The 17128-nt window shown below is 73.4% G+C and carries 16 protein-coding genes and 1 pseudogene; 15 read left to right on the top strand and 2 right to left on the bottom strand.

What is annotated here, in order from left to right; all coding sequences use genetic code 11:
• Position 1: 1 nt before the first annotated feature.
• From ftsW to nrdR, 15 genes and pseudogenes are all read left to right on the top strand, one after another.
• Positions 2-1291, top strand: a complete 1290-nt coding sequence (ftsW, locus tag J1M41_RS03025; protein ID WP_206451107.1) for a putative lipid II flippase FtsW — start codon at positions 2-4, stop codon at positions 1289-1291.
• Entirely contained in the window at positions 1288-2418 is a 1131-nt protein-coding gene (gene murG, locus J1M41_RS03020; RefSeq protein ID WP_041102719.1) for an undecaprenyldiphospho-muramoylpentapeptide beta-N-acetylglucosaminyltransferase, read from the top strand. The genes ftsW and murG overlap by 4 nt, the downstream gene beginning before the upstream one ends.
• Positions 2415-3902 (top strand): UDP-N-acetylmuramate--L-alanine ligase, encoded by a 1488-nt coding sequence (gene murC / locus J1M41_RS03015; protein WP_206451106.1) that lies wholly within the window; start codon positions 2415-2417, stop codon positions 3900-3902. Before murG ends, murC begins: the two co-directional genes overlap by 4 nt.
• Positions 3899-4678, top strand: a complete 780-nt coding sequence (locus tag J1M41_RS03010; protein ID WP_260843487.1) for a cell division protein FtsQ/DivIB — start codon at positions 3899-3901, stop codon at positions 4676-4678. The genes murC and J1M41_RS03010 overlap by 4 nt, the downstream gene beginning before the upstream one ends.
• A 317-nt stretch (positions 4679-4995) precedes the next feature.
• Positions 4996-5934: pseudogene (ftsZ, locus tag J1M41_RS03005) on the top strand (cell division protein FtsZ); the annotation flags it as partial.
• A 113-nt stretch (positions 5935-6047) separates the two neighbouring features.
• Entirely contained in the window at positions 6048-6176 is a 129-nt protein-coding gene (locus J1M41_RS12215; RefSeq protein WP_255477102.1) for a hypothetical protein, read from the top strand.
• Complete coding sequence (locus tag J1M41_RS03000) at positions 6173-6994, top strand: polyphenol oxidase family protein (protein WP_115166146.1); 822 nt, start codon at positions 6173-6175, stop codon at positions 6992-6994. The genes J1M41_RS12215 and J1M41_RS03000 overlap by 4 nt, the downstream gene beginning before the upstream one ends.
• Complete coding sequence (locus J1M41_RS02995) at positions 6991-7779, top strand: YggS family pyridoxal phosphate-dependent enzyme (protein WP_061867225.1); 789 nt, start codon at positions 6991-6993, stop codon at positions 7777-7779. The genes J1M41_RS03000 and J1M41_RS02995 overlap by 4 nt, the downstream gene beginning before the upstream one ends.
• 110 nt (positions 7780-7889) lie before the next feature.
• Positions 7890-8522, top strand: a complete 633-nt coding sequence (gene sepF, locus J1M41_RS02990) for a cell division protein SepF (protein WP_061867226.1) — start codon at positions 7890-7892, stop codon at positions 8520-8522.
• A gap of 7 nt (positions 8523-8529) precedes the next feature.
• Complete coding sequence (locus J1M41_RS02985) at positions 8530-8826, top strand: YggT family protein (RefSeq protein WP_049146938.1); 297 nt, start codon at positions 8530-8532, stop codon at positions 8824-8826.
• A gap of 139 nt (positions 8827-8965) precedes the next feature.
• Positions 8966-9565 (top strand): DivIVA domain-containing protein, encoded by a 600-nt coding sequence (locus J1M41_RS02980; protein WP_036314182.1) that lies wholly within the window; start codon positions 8966-8968, stop codon positions 9563-9565.
• Between the two features lie 56 nt (positions 9566-9621).
• Positions 9622-10092 carry a signal peptidase II gene (gene lspA / locus J1M41_RS02975; protein WP_036314214.1) on the top strand — a complete coding sequence of 157 codons (471 nt, stop codon included), beginning with the start codon at positions 9622-9624 and terminating at the stop codon, positions 10090-10092.
• 4 nt (positions 10093-10096) lie between these two features.
• Positions 10097-11059: an RluA family pseudouridine synthase gene (locus J1M41_RS02970; protein ID WP_078025836.1), complete on the top strand. Its 963-nt coding sequence runs from the start codon at positions 10097-10099 to the stop codon at positions 11057-11059.
• 106 nt (positions 11060-11165) lie between these two features.
• Positions 11166-14762: a DNA polymerase III subunit alpha gene (gene dnaE / locus J1M41_RS02965; protein ID WP_063189719.1), complete on the top strand. Its 3597-nt coding sequence runs from the start codon at positions 11166-11168 to the stop codon at positions 14760-14762.
• A gap of 43 nt (positions 14763-14805) precedes the next feature.
• Positions 14806-15300, top strand: coding sequence for a transcriptional regulator NrdR (gene nrdR / locus J1M41_RS02960; RefSeq protein ID WP_002855838.1), 495 nt, complete (start codon positions 14806-14808; stop codon positions 15298-15300).
• A gap of 158 nt (positions 15301-15458) precedes the next feature.
• Here nrdR and ppgK read toward each other — a convergent pair whose 3' ends face one another.
• Both ppgK and map read right to left on the bottom strand, forming a co-directional pair.
• Positions 15459-16283, bottom strand: a complete 825-nt coding sequence (gene ppgK, locus J1M41_RS02955; protein WP_049146942.1) for a polyphosphate--glucose phosphotransferase — start codon at positions 16281-16283, stop codon at positions 15459-15461.
• Positions 16284-16304: 21 nt separating this feature from the next.
• The coding region (gene map, locus J1M41_RS02950) for a type I methionyl aminopeptidase (protein ID WP_241247660.1) at positions 16305-17128 on the bottom strand (824 nt) is incomplete at its 5' end.

Raw genomic sequence — 17128 nt, 5'->3', positions numbered from 1 at the left:
CATGTCCCCGATCGAGCTCCGCCCGGTGCGCTCCGGCGCGGACGACGACGCCCCCGAGCACCGGGAGCGGCTCCTGCGCCGGATGTGGCGGGTCCTCGAGGGTCGCCGCGCCCTCGACCTGTCGGTCCTGCTCATCAGCGGCTGCACCGCCCTGCTCACGGTGCTGGGCCTCGTGATGGTGCTCTCCTCGTCCTCCGTCGAGGCGATCGGCACCGGCGGCGGCTCGTACGCCCTGTTCCTGCGCCAGACCGCCTGGGCGGTGGCGGGCGTGGCGGCCCTGCTCGTGTTCTCGCGCCTGCCGGTGCGCGTCTTCAAGGCGCTCGCCTGGCCGGCGTTCGGCGTGGCCGTGATCCTGCTCGCGCTGGTCGCGTTCTCCCCGCTCGGGGTCACCGTGGGCGGCAATCGCAACTGGCTCGGCATCGGCGGGTTCCGGATGCAGCCCTCCGAGGCCGCCAAGCTCGCCCTGGCCCTGTGGGCGGCGGCGGTCCTGGAGCGCAAGCACCGCCTTGTCACCCAGGTGCGGCACGCGCTGATCCCGGTGCTGCCCGGCGGCCTGTTGCTGCTGGTCCTGGTGATGGCGGGCAGCGACCTCGGGACCGCGATCATCCTCGCGCTCGTGCTGGCCACGGTGCTGTACGTGGCCGGCACCCACTGGGGGGTCTTCCTCACCTTCCTGGCGCTGAGCGTGCTGAGCATCCTGGCCCTGACCCTCCTCGCCCCGCACCGCATGGTCCGGGTGCAGGCCTGGCTGGGGGACTGCTCCGACGCCACCGACCCCTGCTTCCAGCCGGCGCACGGGATGTACGCCCTGGCCTCGGGCGGCTGGTGGGGCGCGGGCCTCGGCCAGTCCCGCCAGAAGTGGAGCTACATCCCGGAGGCCGAGAACGACTTCATCTTCACCATCCTCGGCGAGGAGCTCGGGCTCGTGGGCACGCTGGTGGTGCTGCTGGCCTACCTCGGCCTGGCGATCGGCATCTACCGCGTCGCCGCCGGGACCACGTCCACGTTCATCCGCCTGTCCACGTGGGGGATCCTGGCCTGGCTGGTGGGCCAGGCGTCCGTCAACATCGCGATGGTCTCCGGGATCATCCCCGTGGTGGGCGTCCCGCTGCCCTTCATCTCCTATGGTGGTTCCGCGCTCACCCTGTCCTTGAGCGCGGTCGGCATCGTGCTGGCCTTCGCCCGCCACGAGCGTCGCCGTGCCGCGCAGCCGGACGCCCGCCCGCAGGCGGAGGAGCCGGACACCGACCCCCTCCCCGTCCCCACCCCCGTCCTCCAGGAGCCCCGATGACGCAGACCTCTCATCCCTCCGGACCCCTGCGGGTGGTGCTGGCCGGCGGCGGCACCGCCGGCCACATCTCCCCGATGCTCGCGATCGCCCGCGCCCTGGAGGATGACGGCGGCGGCCCCGTCGAGTGCACCATGGTCGGCACCGCCTCCGGCATGGAGACGCGTCTCGTCCCCGAGGCGGGCTACGAGCTCGACCTGATCGACCGGGTCCCGATGCCGCGCCGCCCGTCGATGGACGTCGTCCGCTTCCCGGCCCGCATGCGCGCCGCGGTCGCCACGGCGGCCCGGATCCTGCGGGACCGGCGCGCCGACGTCGTCGTGGGCGTGGGCGGCTACGTCGCCACCCCCGTGTACCTCGCCGCGTTCCGGGCCGGTGTGCCCGTGGTGGTCCACGAGGCCAACGCCCGCCCCGGCCTGGCCAACCGCATCGGCGCCCTGCGGGCCACGCACGTCGGCACCGCCCTGCCGGACACCCGCCTCCGCGGCGCCCGCTGGGTGGGCATGCCGATGCGCCCCGAGATCTCCGGCCTGGACCGGGCGGCCGCCGGCCGTGCCGCCCGTGAGGCCCTCGGCCTCGACCCGGACCGGACCACCGTCGTGGTGACCGGCGGCAGCTCGGGTGCGCTGGCCGTGAACCGCACCGTGCGCGCCGCGCTGGGCGACCTCCTCGACGCCGGTCTGCAGGTCTTCCACCTGACCGGGCGGGACAAGGCCCTCACCGAGGACGACGGCAGCCTCCTGGTCCGGGACGGCTACGTCCAGCGGGAGTACCTGGCGGGCATGGAGCAGGCCTACGCCGCCGCCGACCTGATCGTCGCCCGCTCGGGCGCCGGCACGGTCTGCGAGGTGTCCGCGGTCGGCCTGCCCGCCGTCTACGTCCCCCTGCCCATCGGCAACGGCGAGCAGGCGCTCAACGCCCGCCCCGTGGTGGAGGCGGAGGGTGCGCTGCTCGTCCGCGACGACGCCTTCGGGCGCGCGTGGGTGCAGCGTCAGCTGATCCCGCTGGCGACCGACCCCGAGCGTCTGGCGCGCATGGGGGAGGCGGCCGCCCGCTTCGGCGTCCGGGACGCGGACGTCACCATGGCCGGCCTCGTGCGCTCGGCCGCCCAGGAAGGAGCCCGGCGATGAGCCGCGACGAGAGCACCCGTCCCGCGGCCGAGGGCCGCTTCGCCGACCTGGGCCGCGTGCACCTGCTGGGGATCGGCGGCGTCGGCGTGTCGGGGGTCGCCCGCATCCTCCAGGAGCAGGGCGTCGCGGTGTCCGGCTCCGACGCGAAGGACCTGCCCGTAATGCGCGAGCTCGCCGCGGGCGGCGCCCGGATCACGGTCGGCTACGACGCCGCGCACCTCGGCCGGGACGTCACCACGGTGATCGCCTCCTCGATCGCCGGGCCGGGCAACCCGGAGCACGACGCCGCCGTGGCACGCGGACTGCGCGTGCTGCACCGTTCCGAGGGCCTCGCCCTGGCCATGCGCGGCCACCGGGTGCTGGCCGTCGCCGGCACGCACGGGAAGACCACCACGTCCTCCATGGCCGCCATGGCCTTCTCCGACGCCGACTGGGACCCCACATTCGCGGTCGGCGCCGCCGTCGCCGGGCTCGGCACCAACGCCCGGGCGGGACAGGGCGAGTGGTTCATCGCGGAGGCCGACGAGTCCGACGGCACCCTGGTGAACTACCCGAGCACGATCGGGATCGTCACGACCGTGGAGGCCGACCACCTGGACCACTACGGGACCGAGGAGGCGGTGCACCAGGTCTTCCGGGACTTCGCGGGCGGGCTGCCAGCCGCCGCCCAGGGCGGGGTCCTCGTGGCCTGCCTCGACGACGCCGGCGCGGCGGAGCTCGCCGCGTGGGCCCGTGACAACGCGGCCGCCGACGTCGTGACCTACGGCACGGCGCCCCGCGACGGCGTGGTGCCGGACCTGCTGGTCACCGACCTCGCGGTGGAGCCGGGCGAGACCGGAGTGGGCCAGCGCGCCACGTTCCGGATGGCGGACGGGCCGGAGCGCACCCTGCACCTGCAGGTGCCCGGCCGGCACAACGCGCTGAACGCCGCCGCCGTGGTCCTGGCCGCCGTCCGGGCGGGCATGGCCTTCGAGGCCGCCGTGCGGGGCGTCGAGGCCTTCCGGGGCACGGCCCGCCGATTCGAGTTCCGTGGCGCCGCGCGCGGCGTGCGGGTCTTCGACGACTACGCGCACCATCCCACGGAGGTGGCCGCCGCGGTCTCCGCCGGCCGTGCCGTGGCCGGTGACGCCCGCGTGCACGTCCTGTTCCAGCCCCACCTGTTCTCCCGCACCCGGGACTTCGCCGCCGAGTTCGCCGCCGCCCTCTCCGGGGCGGACGTGGTGCGCGTGCTGCCCGTGTACGCGGCCCGGGAGGAGCCGATGCCCGGCGTCGACTCGTCCCTCATCGCCTCCCGCCTCACCACGGGTGCCGCCGAGGACCGTGTCGTCGCCGAGGACCGCGCCGAGGCGGTGCGCTCGCTCGCGGCGGGCGCCACGGCCGGCGACGTCGTCCTGACGATGGGCGCGGGGGACGTCACCGCCCTGGGTCCGGACCTGCTGGCCGAGCTCGGCCGGGACGCGGCGCCCGGCGTCGCCCACCCGTGAGGCGCGGCCGCGGGACGCCGCCGCCGGCCGGAACCGACGCCTCCACCGTCGTCCAGTTCCCGGGCCGCACCGCGCGCCGGCGCCGCGCCACCCGCTGGGGTGTGGCGGCCGCGGTGCTCGCGGTGCTGGGCGCCCTGGGCTGGGTCGTGTTCTTCTCGCCCGTGCTCGCGGTGGACCGCGTCGAGGTCACCGGCACCCGCCATGTCTCCGCCACCGCCGTCCAGGAGCGCCTGGAGCCCGTGTACGGCGTGCCGCTGTCCCGCGTCGGGGCCGGCCGTGTGGGCGAGCTGGTCGGCGGTCTGCCCGGGGTGGCCGAGGTCCATACCGTGCCCCGCCTGCCCACCGGCCTGGAGGTCGTGGTCCGGGAGCACGAGGCGCGGGCCCGGCGGGACGGTGACGACGGCGCGCAGCTGCTGCTCGCGGACGGCACCGTCCTGACGAGAGTGCCGGAGGAGCGGCTCGAGGGCGAGGACCTCCCCGCGTTCTCGGAGGAGCTGGCGCAGCGGGCACAGGAGGAGCGCGCCGAGGTGGCCGAGGTGCTGGCCGCCCTGCCGGAGCCTGTGGCCGATCGTGTCGAGACCGCCGACTCCCGGGGCCCGGGCCAGGTCCGTCTGGCGCTCGAGGGCGGGGTGACCCTGGTCTGGGGCGACGCGCAGGACGCCGGCCTCAAGGGGTCCGTGGCCGAGGCGTTCCTGGCGGACGAGCGGCACGGGTCCGCGGCGGGCGGCGTCGCCGAGATCGACGTCTCCGTTCCCACGCGGCCGATCACGCGCTGAACCGGGGCCACAGGAGTCTCCAGTAGAACGTGAAGGTGAAGGTCGGGGCGCCTGGTCTCGTGCGAGTCGGGGTGTCCTCACCGCGGAGGCTCGTCCTTCGAGTCTCACGTGAAAGTTGATGTTGAGGGCGTCTTTTCCGCGTGGACACGCCGTTTTCTTTTGCGCGTGACGCGGGCCTCCCAGTACGGTGGATCCGAACGCGCGCGAGGCTCGCTTCACGCTGTGCTTGAAGGTGTCCACCCCGGGTGGCCGCCGATCACCGGGGCGATGTGCCTCGCGCTGACCTCTCGAGATCTCGAACAAAGGGAACCAACACCGTGGCTGCACCCCAGAACTACCTGGCCGTCATCAAGGTCGTCGGCATCGGCGGCGGCGGCGTGAACGCCGTGAACCGCATGATCGAGGTGGGGCTTCGCGGCGTGGAGTTCATCGCCATCAACACGGACGCCCAGGCGCTGCTGATGTCGGACGCGGACGTGAAGCTGGACGTGGGCCGCGAGCTCACCCGTGGACTCGGCGCGGGCGCGAACCCCGAGGTCGGCCGCCAGGCCGCCGAGGACCACGCGGAGGAGATCGAGGAGGTCCTGCGGGGCGCGGACATGGTGTTCGTGACCGCGGGCGAGGGCGGCGGCACCGGCACCGGCGGAGCGCCCGTCGTGGCCCGCATCGCGCGCTCGCTCGGCGCCCTGACCATCGGCGTCGTGACCCGTCCGTTCACGTTCGAGGGCCGCCGTCGCGCCGGCTCCGCCGAGGCGGGCATCGACGCCCTGCGGGACGAGGTCGACACCCTCATCGTGATCCCGAACGACCGCCTGCTGTCCATCTCGGACCGCAACGTCTCGGTCATGGACGCCTTCCGTCAGGCGGACCAGGTGCTCCTCTCCGGCGTCCAGGGCATCACCGACCTGATCACCACCCCGGGCCTGATCAACCTCGACTTCGCGGACGTGAAGTCCGTGATGCAGGGCGCGGGCTCCGCGCTCATGGGCATCGGCCACGCGCAGGGCGAGGACCGCGCCGTCAAGGCGGCCGAGCTGGCGATCGCCTCGCCGCTGCTCGAGGCCTCCATCGACGGCGCGTACGGCGTGCTGCTCTCCATCCAGGGCGGCTCCGACCTCGGCCTCTTCGAGATCAACGAGGCCGCGCGCCTGGTCCAGGAGGTCGCCCACCCGGAGGCCAACATCATCTTCGGCGCGGTCATCGACGACGCCCTCGGCGACGAGGTGCGCGTGACCGTGATCGCGGCGGGCTTCGACAAGGTGGACGTCACCTCCGCCCCGGCCGCCCCGCAGGCCGCGCAGCAGCAGGCGGCCCCGCAGCGGGCCGCCTGCTGCCCCCGGCCCAGCCGCAGCAGGCCGAGCGCCCCGCCGTGCGCGGCACCGTGCCGCTGGCCCCGCAGGAGCAGCAGCCGCGCCGCCAGCAGGACCTGCCCACCGTGGTGGAGCCGGACCTCGGCGCCGGGTCCTCGGACCTGGACGTCCCGGACTTCCTCAAGTGACGGCCGCGGAGGGGCCGGCCGGGACCACACGGGTCCCCGCCGGCCCCTTCGTGCACCGCGAGACCGTCCGCACCGCGACGGGCGCCGTGCACGTCGCCTGGACCTCCGTGGCCGCCGGCAACCTCGCGCTGCACGTGGTCCCGCCGGACGAGGCCGAGGGGCTCGCCCGCGTCAGCGCCGCCCGCCGCGCCCTGGAGCGCGTGATGGGGGTCCCCGAGGGCGCCACGCTCTATCTGGACCAGGTGCACTCGGCCGACGTCGTGTGGGCGGACGGGCCCGGGCGCGGCGGCGCCCCGGCCCCCGTGGCCGACGCCGCCGTGAGCCGCGACGGGTCCCGGCCGCTGGCCGTCATGGTGGCCGACTGCCTCCCCGTGGTCCTCGTCGACGAGACGACCGGCGCGACCGCCGTGGCCCACGCCGGGCGACGCGGGCTGCTGGACGGCGTCCTGGAGGCGACCGTCGATCGGCTGCTCTCCCTGCGTCCGGAGGCCGACCGAGCCGGTCCCGGCCTGCGCGCCTGGATCGGCCCCGGCGTGTGCGGCCGCTGCTACGAGGTGCCCGCGGCCATGCGCGACGACGCCGCCGCCCGCCTCCCGGCGACCGCCGCCACCACGTCCTGGGGCACCCCCGCCCTCGACCTGCCCGCCGGCGCCGCGGAGGTCCTCCGTGCCCGCGGGGTGGCCGCCGCGACGATCGACGTGTGCACGCGGGAGGACGAGCGCCTGTTCTCGCACCGTCGGGCGCCCGGTGAGGGCCGGTTCGCCGGCCTCGTCTGGCGCGCCGACCCCGACGCCACCACCCCGAGAGGAGACGCATGACCGCCCCCGCCACTGCCGGGCCGACCCCGACGGACCCCCGCGCCCGGGAGATCGCCGACGCGCTCGCCGCGGTGCACTCCCGCATCGCCGACGCCGCGCGGGACGCCGGGCGCGAGGCGGAGCCCGCGCTCGTCGTCGTGACCAAGACCCACCCCGCCGAGGACGTCGTGCGCCTCGCCGCGCTCGGCGTGACCGACGTGGGGGAGAACCGCGACCAGGAGGCCCGGCCCAAGGCCGAGGCCGTCGCCGCGGCCCTGGGGGCGGACGCCCCGCGCTGGCACTTCGTGGGCCAGCTGCAGACCAACAAGGCCAAGTACGTGGTGCGCTACGCGTCCGTGGTGGAGTCGGTGGACCGACCCGAACTGGCCGAGGCGCTCTCGCGGGCGCTCGTGCTGCGGCGCGAGCGCGAGCCCGAGGCCGCGATCCCCGACCTGGAGTGCCTCGTGCAGGTGGACGTCGACGACCGCGCCGACGAGGACCGTCCCGAGGGGATCGGTCCGCGCGGCGGCGCCCGCCCCGAGGACGTCGCCGCCCTCGCGGCCGTCGTCGCCGGCCTGCCGGGTCTGCGGCTGGGCGGGCTGATGTGCGTGGCACCGCGCGGCCTGGACCCGGAGGACGCGTTCCGCCGGCTCGCCGCTCTCGGCGCGCGCGTGCGGCAGACGCATCCGGAGGCCACCGCGCTGTCGATGGGGATGAGCGCGGACCTCGAGGCGGCCGTGCGCGCCGGGGCGACACAGGTGCGCATCGGCTCCGACGTTCTGGGGGCCCGGGACGCGGTGGGCTAACGTTGACCCCGCGCGTCCCGGCGGGACGCGACAGGACCGTGCGGAAGCACGCGCACCGACGACGAACGACGGCGGCCCCCGGGGCCGGAGGACGTGGTGAAGGAAGACTCATGGCTGGTGCCCTGAAGAAGACGATGATCTACCTCGGCCTGGCCGACGGCGACGAGTACGACGAGCAGCCCCGTGCCACCGAGCGGGAGACCGCGCCCCGACACGAGGTCGTCGAGGCGCGCCGCCCCGCGGAGCCGGACACCGACCCCCACATGGAGGCCGTCCGCCCGACTGCGGTCCGCGATCCCGAGCCGGCCGAGCGGCCGGAGCCCGTGACCCCGTCCGGCTCCACCGCGGCCGATCCCGTCGAACCCCGGCGTCCGGCGCGTCCCGAGCCGGCCGACCCGGGCTACCGGGCCCCGGTGACCCCCATCAAGCGAGCCGCAGCGTCGTCTGCCGAAGGAGCCTCCGTGCACACCCTGTCCACCGTCCACCCCCGCTCCTACAACGACGCGAAGGCGATCGGCGAGGCCTTCCGCTCCGGCGTCCCCGTGATCATGAACGTGACCGACCTCGGTGAGAACGAGGCCAAGCGCCTCGTGGACTTCGCGGCCGGCCTCGTCTTCGGCCTGCACGGCTCGATCTCCCGCATCACCAGCAAGGTGTTCCTGCTGACCCCGGCCACCGTGGACGTCGTCGGCGCCGAGCAGGGCGAGTCCGGCGCGGCCGACTCCCCGTTCGACGGCGACTGAGGCGCCCATGCAGCTGCTCCTCGCCCTCGCCTACCTCGCCCTGACGGTGGTGCTCGCGGCGCTGACCGTGCGGATCGTCCTGGACGTCACGCAGTCGTTCGCCCGCCACTGGCGCCCCACCGGGGCGGCCCTCGTGCTGGCCAGCGGCGTGTACGGGGCCACCGACCCGTTGCTGCGCCCCGTGCGTCGTGCCGTGCCGCCGGTGAACCTGGGCGGCATCGGCCTGGACGTGGCCTTCCTCATCGTGTTCCTCGGCGTCGTCCTGCTGCGGGTCCTGGTGCTGAGCCTGGCCGGCGTGGCCTGACCCGCGGCCCGGGGCGGCTGTCGGCCCCGGTGGTAGTCTTCGCGGCAGGATCGGCGCCGCCCCTCACCGGCGCGCCGACCGCCGACGCGCCGGGCCGCCCGGCCGTCCCCGAGCACCGAGCAGAGAGCGAGACGGTTCCATGGCGCTGTCCTGGGAAGACGTGGTCAACAAGCAGTTCCAGCCCACGAAGTTCCGCGAGGGCTACGACCAGACCGAGGTGGATGACTTCCTCGACGAGATCGTGGCGGAGTTCAAGCGCCTGATCGCGCTCAACGAGCAGCTCGAGTCCGAGAACGCGGAGCTGCGCGCCGGCGGCGCCGCCCCGGCCGCCGGCCCCGCTGCGGACACCCCGGAGGCCGCCGCGACCCCGGCCTCCGCCGAGGAGTCGGCCCCGGCCGCCGCCCCCGAGTCCGCCGACGCGGCCGCGACCTCCGCCGCCGGCGTCCTGGCCATGGCCCAGCGGCTGCACGACGAGCACGTCGCCGCGGGCGAGCAGCGCAGCACCGAGCTCGTCGCCGAGGCCGAGGCCACCGCGGCCCGGCTCGTCAGCGACGCCGAGGAGCAGAAGGCCCGCACCCTCGAAGCCCTGGCCGAGGAGAAGGCCGGCCTGGAGGGCGAGGTCGAACAGCTGCGCAGCTTCGAGACCGACTACCGCAGCCGCCTCACCTCCTACATCGAGGGCCAGCTGCGCGAGATCCGCGCCCAGAAGCGCGTCGAGCCCCCCACGCCCACGGCGTGAGCCGAGCCGTCGACGCCGCGCCGGCCCCGCGATCCCCTCGCGCGGGCCGGCGAGCCGTGCTCACCGCCCTCATCGTGGCGGTGCTGGCCTACGCCCTCGACCAGCTGACCAAGTACGCGGTCGAGAGCACGATGCAGCTGGGGGACTCCGTCGCGGTGATCCCCGGGGTGCTGCGCTGGCACTACATCCTGAACCCGGGCGCGGCCTTCTCCATCGGCGAGGACCACACCTGGGTGTTCACCATCATCCAAGCCGTGGTGGCGGTCGCCGCCCTCGTCGGGATCGCCCGCGTGCGCTCGACGCCGTGGGCCCTGGCGCTGGGCGGGCTCGCCGGCGGCGTGCTCGGCAACCTCACGGACCGGCTGTTCCGGCCCCCGGCGTTCGGGCGCGGCCACGTGGTCGACATGATCTCCGTGCCGCACTTCGCGATCTTCAACGTGGCGGACTCGTTCATCGTCTGCTCCGTCATCGGCGTCGCCCTGCTCGTGATGACCGGCCGCCGCCTGGACGGCACACGGGAGGCGTGAGGACATGGGCATGAGACCGGGACTGACCGAGCGGCTCGAGGTCACCGAGGCCGAGGCGGGCCGGAGGGTCGACGCGGTGCTCGCCGACGCGTTCGGCGTCTCCCGCTCGCTGCTGGCGGACTGGTTCTCCCGGGGCCTGGTGCGGGCCGAGTCGCGCTCCGGCCGCCGGGACCGTGTCCTGGCCAAGTCCGCGAAGGCCGTGGCGGGGGAGACCCTCGCCGTCGACGTCCCCGACGACCCCGACCCCCTGGAAGTGAGGGCAGAGCGCGTGGACGCGCTGAGCATCCTGTACGAGGACGAGGACCTGGTGGCCGTGGACAAGCCCACCGGCGTGGCCGCACACCCCTCGCCCGGCTGGGTCGGGCCCACCGTGGTGGGCGCCCTGGCCGCCCTCGGCTACGACATCACCACCTCGGGCGCCCCCGAGCGCCAGGGGATCGTGCACCGGCTCGACGTCGGCACCACCGGGGTCATGGTCGTGGCCAAGACCGAGCGCGCCTACACGGCCATGAAGGACCAGTTCCGCGAGCGCGTGCCGGAGAAGGTCTACCACGCCGTGGTCCAGGGCATCCCGGACCCGCTGAGCGGCACCGTGGACGCGCCCATCGGGCGGCATCCCGGCCACCACTGGAAGTTCGCGGTGCTCGAGGACGGCCGGCCGTCCGTGACCCACTACGAGACGCTCGAGGTGTTCGGCCGGGCCACCCTGCTCGAGGTCCACCTGGAGACCGGGCGCACCCACCAGATCCGCGTGCACACCTCGGCGCTGCGCCACCCGTGCGTCGGCGACCTCACGTACGGGGCGGATCCGCGCCTGGCGGCCGAACTCGGGCTGACCCGCCAGTGGCTGCACGCCCACCGGCTGGCGTTCCCGCACCCGGTCACGGGGGAGCCGGTGACGATCACCTCCCCGTATCCGGACGACCTCGCCCACGCCCTGGCGGCGCTGCGCGGCGACGAGGACTGACCGGCGCCGTCGACGTGACCCCCGTCCCGGTCCGGCCCCGCCGCCCGGGCACCACGAGTAGGCTGGTGCGGCCCCGCCGTCCTCCCCGTCGAAAGGCCCACCCCGCATGACCGTGTCCGCCGACGCCCGCCCCGACGCCGTGAAGGACGGCGGCTTCGTCCACCTGCACACGCACACCGAGTACTCCATGCTCGACGGCGCCGCGAAGCTGGACGACCTGTTCGCCGAGGCCCAGCGGCTGGGCATGGACTCGCTGGCCATCACGGACCACGGCTACCTCTTCGGCGCCTACGACTTCTGGTCCAAGGCGAAGGCGGCGGGCGTCAAGCCGATCATCGGGCTCGAGGCCTACGTGGCCCCCGGGCAGCAGCACCGCACGGACAAGGAGAAGACCCGCTGGGGCGAGCCCCACCAGCGGGGGGACGACGTGTCCGGCGGCGGTGCGTACACGCACATGACGCTGCTGAGCGAGACCACCGAGGGGATGCACAACCTGTTCCGGATGGGCTCGATCGCCTCGCTGGACTCGGTGTACGCCAAGTGGCCGCGGCTGGACCGGGAGCTGCTGAGCCAGTACTCGAAGGGCCTGATCGCCACCACGGGCTGCCCCTCCGGCGAGGTGCAGACGCGCCTGCGCCTGGGCCAGTACCGGGAGGCGATGCAGGCGGCCTCGGACTTCCGGGACATCTTCGGCAAGGACAACTACTACTGCGAGATCATGCACCACGGCCTCGACATCGAGCGCCGGGTGATGACGGACCTGCGCCGGCTCGCCAAGGACCTGGGCCTGCCGTTCGTGGCCACGAACGACCTGCACTACACCCACGAGCACGACGCCAAGGCGCACGAGGCGCTGCTGGCCCTGCAGTCGGGCTCGAAGCTCAACGAGCCCAGCTACGACCAGGGCGGCTCCCGCTTCGCGTTCTCCGGCACCGAGTACTACCTGAAGTCCCCGCGGCAGATGCGCGAGCTGTTCGCGGAGCTGCCCGAGGCCTGCGACAACACGCTGCTCATCGCCGAGCGGTGCGAGGTCGAGTTCGACACGAAGGCCAACTACATGCCGGTCTTCCCCACGCCGGAGGGCGAGGACGAGACCAGCTGGCTCATCAAGGAGGTCGCCTCCGGTCTGGCCTACCGCTACCCGGACGGGGTGCCGGACCACGTGCGCAAGCAGGCGGACTACGAGCTGGACGTCATCATCTCGATGGGCTTCCCCGGGTACTTCCTCGTCGTGGCCGACTTCATCAACTGGGCCAAGGAGAACGGCATCCGGGTGGGCCCGGGCCGCGGCTCGGGCGCCGGATCGATGGTGGCGTACGCGCTGCGCATCACGGACCTGGACCCGCTCAAGCACGGGCTGATCTTCGAGCGGTTCCTCAACCCGGACCGCGTGTCCATGCCCGACTTCGACGTCGACTTCGACGACCGCCGTCGCTCCGAGGTGATCGACTACGTCACCCGCAAGTACGGCGACGAGCGCGTCACCATGATCGTCACGTACGGCACCATCAAGACCAAGCAGGCCCTGAAGGACTCGGCCCGCGTGATGGACCAGCCCTTCTCGATGGGTGAGTCCCTCACCAAGGCGCTGCCGCCGGCGGTGATGGCCAAGGACATCCCGCTCAAGGACATCGAGGACCCCGCGGCCCCGCGCTACGGGGAGGCCGCGCCCTTCCGCGAGCTGATCGCCACGGACCCGGTGGCGAAGGAGGTCTTCGAGACCGCCAAGGGCCTCGAGGGCCTGAAGCGGCAGTGGGGCGTGCACGCGGCCGGCGTGATCATGTCCTCGGCGCCGGTGATCGACGTCATCCCGATCATGCGCCGCCTCCAGGACGGCCAGGTCATCACCCAGTTCGACTACCCGATGGCGGAGTCCCTGGGCCTGATCAAGATGGACTTCCTGGGGCTGCGCAACCTCACGATCATCTCGGACGCGCTCGAGAACGTGAAGGCGAACCAGGGCGTGGACCTGGACCTGGAGACCCTCGACGTGGACGACCCGGCGGCCTACGAGCTGCTGGCCCGCGGCGACACCCTCGGCGTGTTCCAGCTCGACGGCGGCCCCATGCGCTCGCTGCTGAAGATGATGCGCCCGGACAACTTCGAGGACATCTCGGCGACCATCGCCCTGTACCGCCCCGGCCCCATGGGCGCGAACTCGCACACCAACTACGCGCTGCGCAAGAACGGGCAGCAGGAGATCACCCCGATCCACCCGGAGCTGGAGGAGCCGCTGCGGGAGATCCTGGACACCACCTACGGCCTGATCGTGTATCAGGAGCAGGTCATGGCGATCGCCCAGAAGGTGGCGGGCTACTCCCTCGGCCAGGCCGACATCCTGCGCCGTGCGATGGGCAAGAAGAAGAAGTCGGAGCTGGACAAGCAGTACGAGGCGTTCCACCAGGGGATGCTGGACCGCGGCTACTCGGAGGCCGCGGTGAAGGCCTTGTGGGACATCCTGCTGCCCTTCTCGGACTACGCGTTCAACAAGGCGCACTCGGCCGCCTACGGCCTGGTCTCCTACTGGACGGCCTACCTCAAGGCGCACTACCCGGCGGAGTACATGGCCGCGCTGCTCACCTCGGTGGGCGACGACAAGGACAAGCTAGCCATGTACCTCAACGAGTGCCGCCACATGGGCATCACCGTGCTGCCCCCGGACGTGAACGAGTCCCACCTGACCTTCACCCCCGTCGGCCGGGACATCCGCTTCGGCATGGGCGCCGTCCGCAACGTGGGCGCCAACGTGGTCAAGGGCATGGTCCAGGGGCGCGAGGAGAAGGGCTCGTACACGGGCTTCGGGGACTTCCTGGCGAAGGTGCCGCTCGTGGTGTGCAACAAGCGCACCATCGAGTCCATGATCAAGGCCGGCGCCTTCGACTCCCTCGGCTACGCCCGCCGCGCCCTGCTGGCCGTGCACGAGGAGGCCGTGGACGCCACCGTGGCGCAGAAGCGCAAGGAGGACCACGGCGAGTTCACCTTCGACCTGTTCGCGCTCGGCGGCGGCGACGAGGACGACTCCGACGCCGCGGACGGCGTCGCCGTCCCGGACCTGCCGGAGTGGGCCAAGAAGGAGAAGCTCGCGTTCGAGCGCGAGATGCTGGGCCTGTACGTGTCCGACCATCCGCTGCAGGGCCTCGACGGCGTCCTGGCCCAGCACGCCGACGTCCAGATCACCCGCGTCCTCGACGACGACGGGCCCGCGGACGGCGCGATCGTCACCATCGCGGGCCTGATCACCACGCTCGAGCGCCGCATCGCCAAGTCCTCGGGCAACGCGTACGCGCGCTGCGAGATCGAGGACCTCGGCGGCTCGATGGACGTCATGTTCTTCGGCCAGGTGTACGCGCCCATCGCGATGATGCTGGCCGAGGACCTCGTCGTCGCCGTCAAGGGCAGGGTCCAGCGCCGCGACGACGGGTCGGTGTCCCTGTCGGCGATGGAGCTGACCATCCCGGAGCTCTCGGACGGCCCCGGCGGCCCCGTGCGGATCACGCTGCCCGCGTTCAAGGCCACGGAACAGGTCATGGGCCAGCTGGCGGACGTGCTACGCACCCACGAGGGCTCCTCGGAGGTGCGGCTGTCCCTGGTGGGCCAGCGTGCCACGCAGGAGTTCCAGCTGGGCCCGCAGTTCCGGGTGAGCCCGAACCCGGCGCTGTTCGGGGACCTCAAGATCCTGCTGGGTCCGGCCTGCCTCGGCTGAGCGGACGTAGCATGGGAGTGCCCCGCCCAGGAGGAGAGAGCTGATGCACTGCCCGTTCTGCCGTCATGAGGACTCGCGCGTGGTGGATTCACGCTCCCTCGACGACGGCTCCGCCATCCGTCGGCGTCGGCAGTGTCAGGCCTGCGGCAAGCGGTTCACCACCATGGAGACCACCGCCCTGACCGTCGTCAAGCGCTCCGGGGTGGCGGAGCCGTTCGACCGCTCCAAGGTGATCAACGGCGTCCGGAAGGCGTGCCAGGGGCGGCCGGTGACGAGCGACGACCTGGCCATGCTCGCCCAGGAGGTCGAGGAGACGGTCCGTGCCACGGGCAACGCCGAGGTGGACGCCCACGACGTCGGCCTGGCCATCCTCGATCCGCTGCGCCGTCTCGACCAGGTGGCCTTCCTGCGCTTCGCCTCCGTCTACCGGGACTTCGAGTCCCTCGACGACTTCGAGGAGGCCATCGCGGAGCTCCGGGCCGGTGACGGGGACGACCGCGGCCGTCCCGCCGTGCAGCCGCGGCTGTTCACCCGCTGACCTGGGCCGATGCGACGGCGCGGCCGGGATCGACGCTGCAGTGGTGCGCACGGCCTCCAGGCGCTACAGTGATCCCCGGGTCGACCTCGGTCGGCCCGGCAAGACTGCCGAGGGCGGTTCCGGAGGGGAAGCCGGAACCGCCCTCGGTGTCTGCGCCCTCAGTTGCCGTCGGCGAGCGAGCCGTGCGCGGCCAGGGCGGCGCCCACGATGCCCGCGTTGTTCTGCAGCTGGGCCGGGACGATCGGGGTGCGCAGGCGCAGCAGCGGCAGGTAGTCGTCCGGCCGCTTGGAGATGCCGCCGCCGACGATGAACAGGTCCGGCGAGAAGATCCGCTCCACGTGGGAGAAGAAGCGCTGCAGTCGCTCGGCGTACTCGGCCCAGCTGAGCTGATCGCGCTCCCGGGCCTTCGCGGAGGCCCGCGACTCGGCCATCACGCCGTCGAGCTCCAGGGAGCCGACCTCGAAGTTCGGGACGAGCACGCCGTCGTGGATCATCGCGCCGCCGATGCCGGTGCCGAGGGTGATCACGTGCACCAGGCCGCGCACGCCCCGCCCGGCCCCGTAGCGGGCCTCCGCGAGGCCGGCCGCGTCGGCGTCGTTGACCACGGTCACGGGGCGGCGCAGGTGCTCCTCGAACGTGCCGCGCAGGTCCGTGCCGATCCACGAGTGGTCGATGTTGTTCGCGGACAGGCACACCCCGTCCTTGACGATCGAGGGGAAGCACACGCCCAGCGGGGCGGAGGGCTTCGGCGCCTTCTCGCGCCCGTCGAGCTCGGCGGTGATGGCCGCCAGGGTCGCCGCCACGGGCTCGGGCATGGCCGGCTGCGGCGTGGGGATGCGGAAGCGGTCCCCGCGCAGGGTGCCCGCCTTCGGCCCCGACCCGAGGCGGACCAGGCCGCCCTTCATGCCGGTCCCCCCGACGTCGATGCCGATCGTCGTGGGGTATTTGGAGGAGCGCTGGGCGGTGCTGGTGTGCGTCGTCACGGCCCCCAGCTTAGTGCCGAGTCACGGCAGCGTGAGAATCTCCGCGCCGTCGTCCGTGACCACGATCGTGTGCTCGAACTGCGCGGTGCGACGGCGGTCGCGGGTCACCACGGTCCAGCCGTCGTCCCACTGGTCCCACTCGATCGTGCCGAGGGTGAGCATCGGCTCGATGGTGAACACCATGCCGGGCACGAGCAGGCGGTCGTGGGCCGGGGCCGCGTCGTAGTGGGGGATCACGAGGCCGGAGTGGAAGTCCACGCCCACGCCGTGGCCGATGAAGTCGCGCACCACGCCGTAGCCGAAGCGCTTGGCGTAGGACTCGATGGCGCGGCCGATCACGTTGACCTGACGGCCGGGCTTCACGGCGCGGATGCCGCGGCGCAGGGCCTCCTCGGTGCGCTCGACGAGCAGCCGGGACTCCTCGTCCACGTCGCCGACCAGGTAGGTGCGGTTGTGGTCCCCGTGGACACCGTCCAGGTACGCGGTGATGTCCAGGTTGACGATGTCCCCGTCCTCCAGGACGGTGCCGTCCGGGATGCCGTGGCAGATGACCTCGTTGATCGAGGTGCAGATGGACCGCGGGAAGCCGCGGTAGCCCAGGCAGGACGGGTAGGCGCCGCGCTCCACGAGGAAGGCGTGCGCGATCCGGTCCAGCTCGTCCGTGGTGACGCCCGGGCGGATGTGGGCGGTGGTGTGCTCCATGGCCTGCGCGGCCAGGCGGCCGGCGGCGCGGATCCGCTCGACGCCGGCGGCGTCGTAGACGTCCGAGGCCTTGCCCTCGTCCGGGGTGGCCTTGCCGACGTACTCGGGCCGCGGGATCGCGGCCGGCACGGGCGGGGCGGGGG

It is taken from the genome of Micrococcus sp. KRD096 (assembly GCF_017168495.1).
GTDB classification, from domain to species: Bacteria; Actinomycetota; Actinomycetes; order Actinomycetales; family Micrococcaceae; genus Micrococcus; species Micrococcus luteus.
Note: the sequence above shows the minus strand (reverse complement) of the source record. Positions and strands in the feature narration are given on the sequence as shown.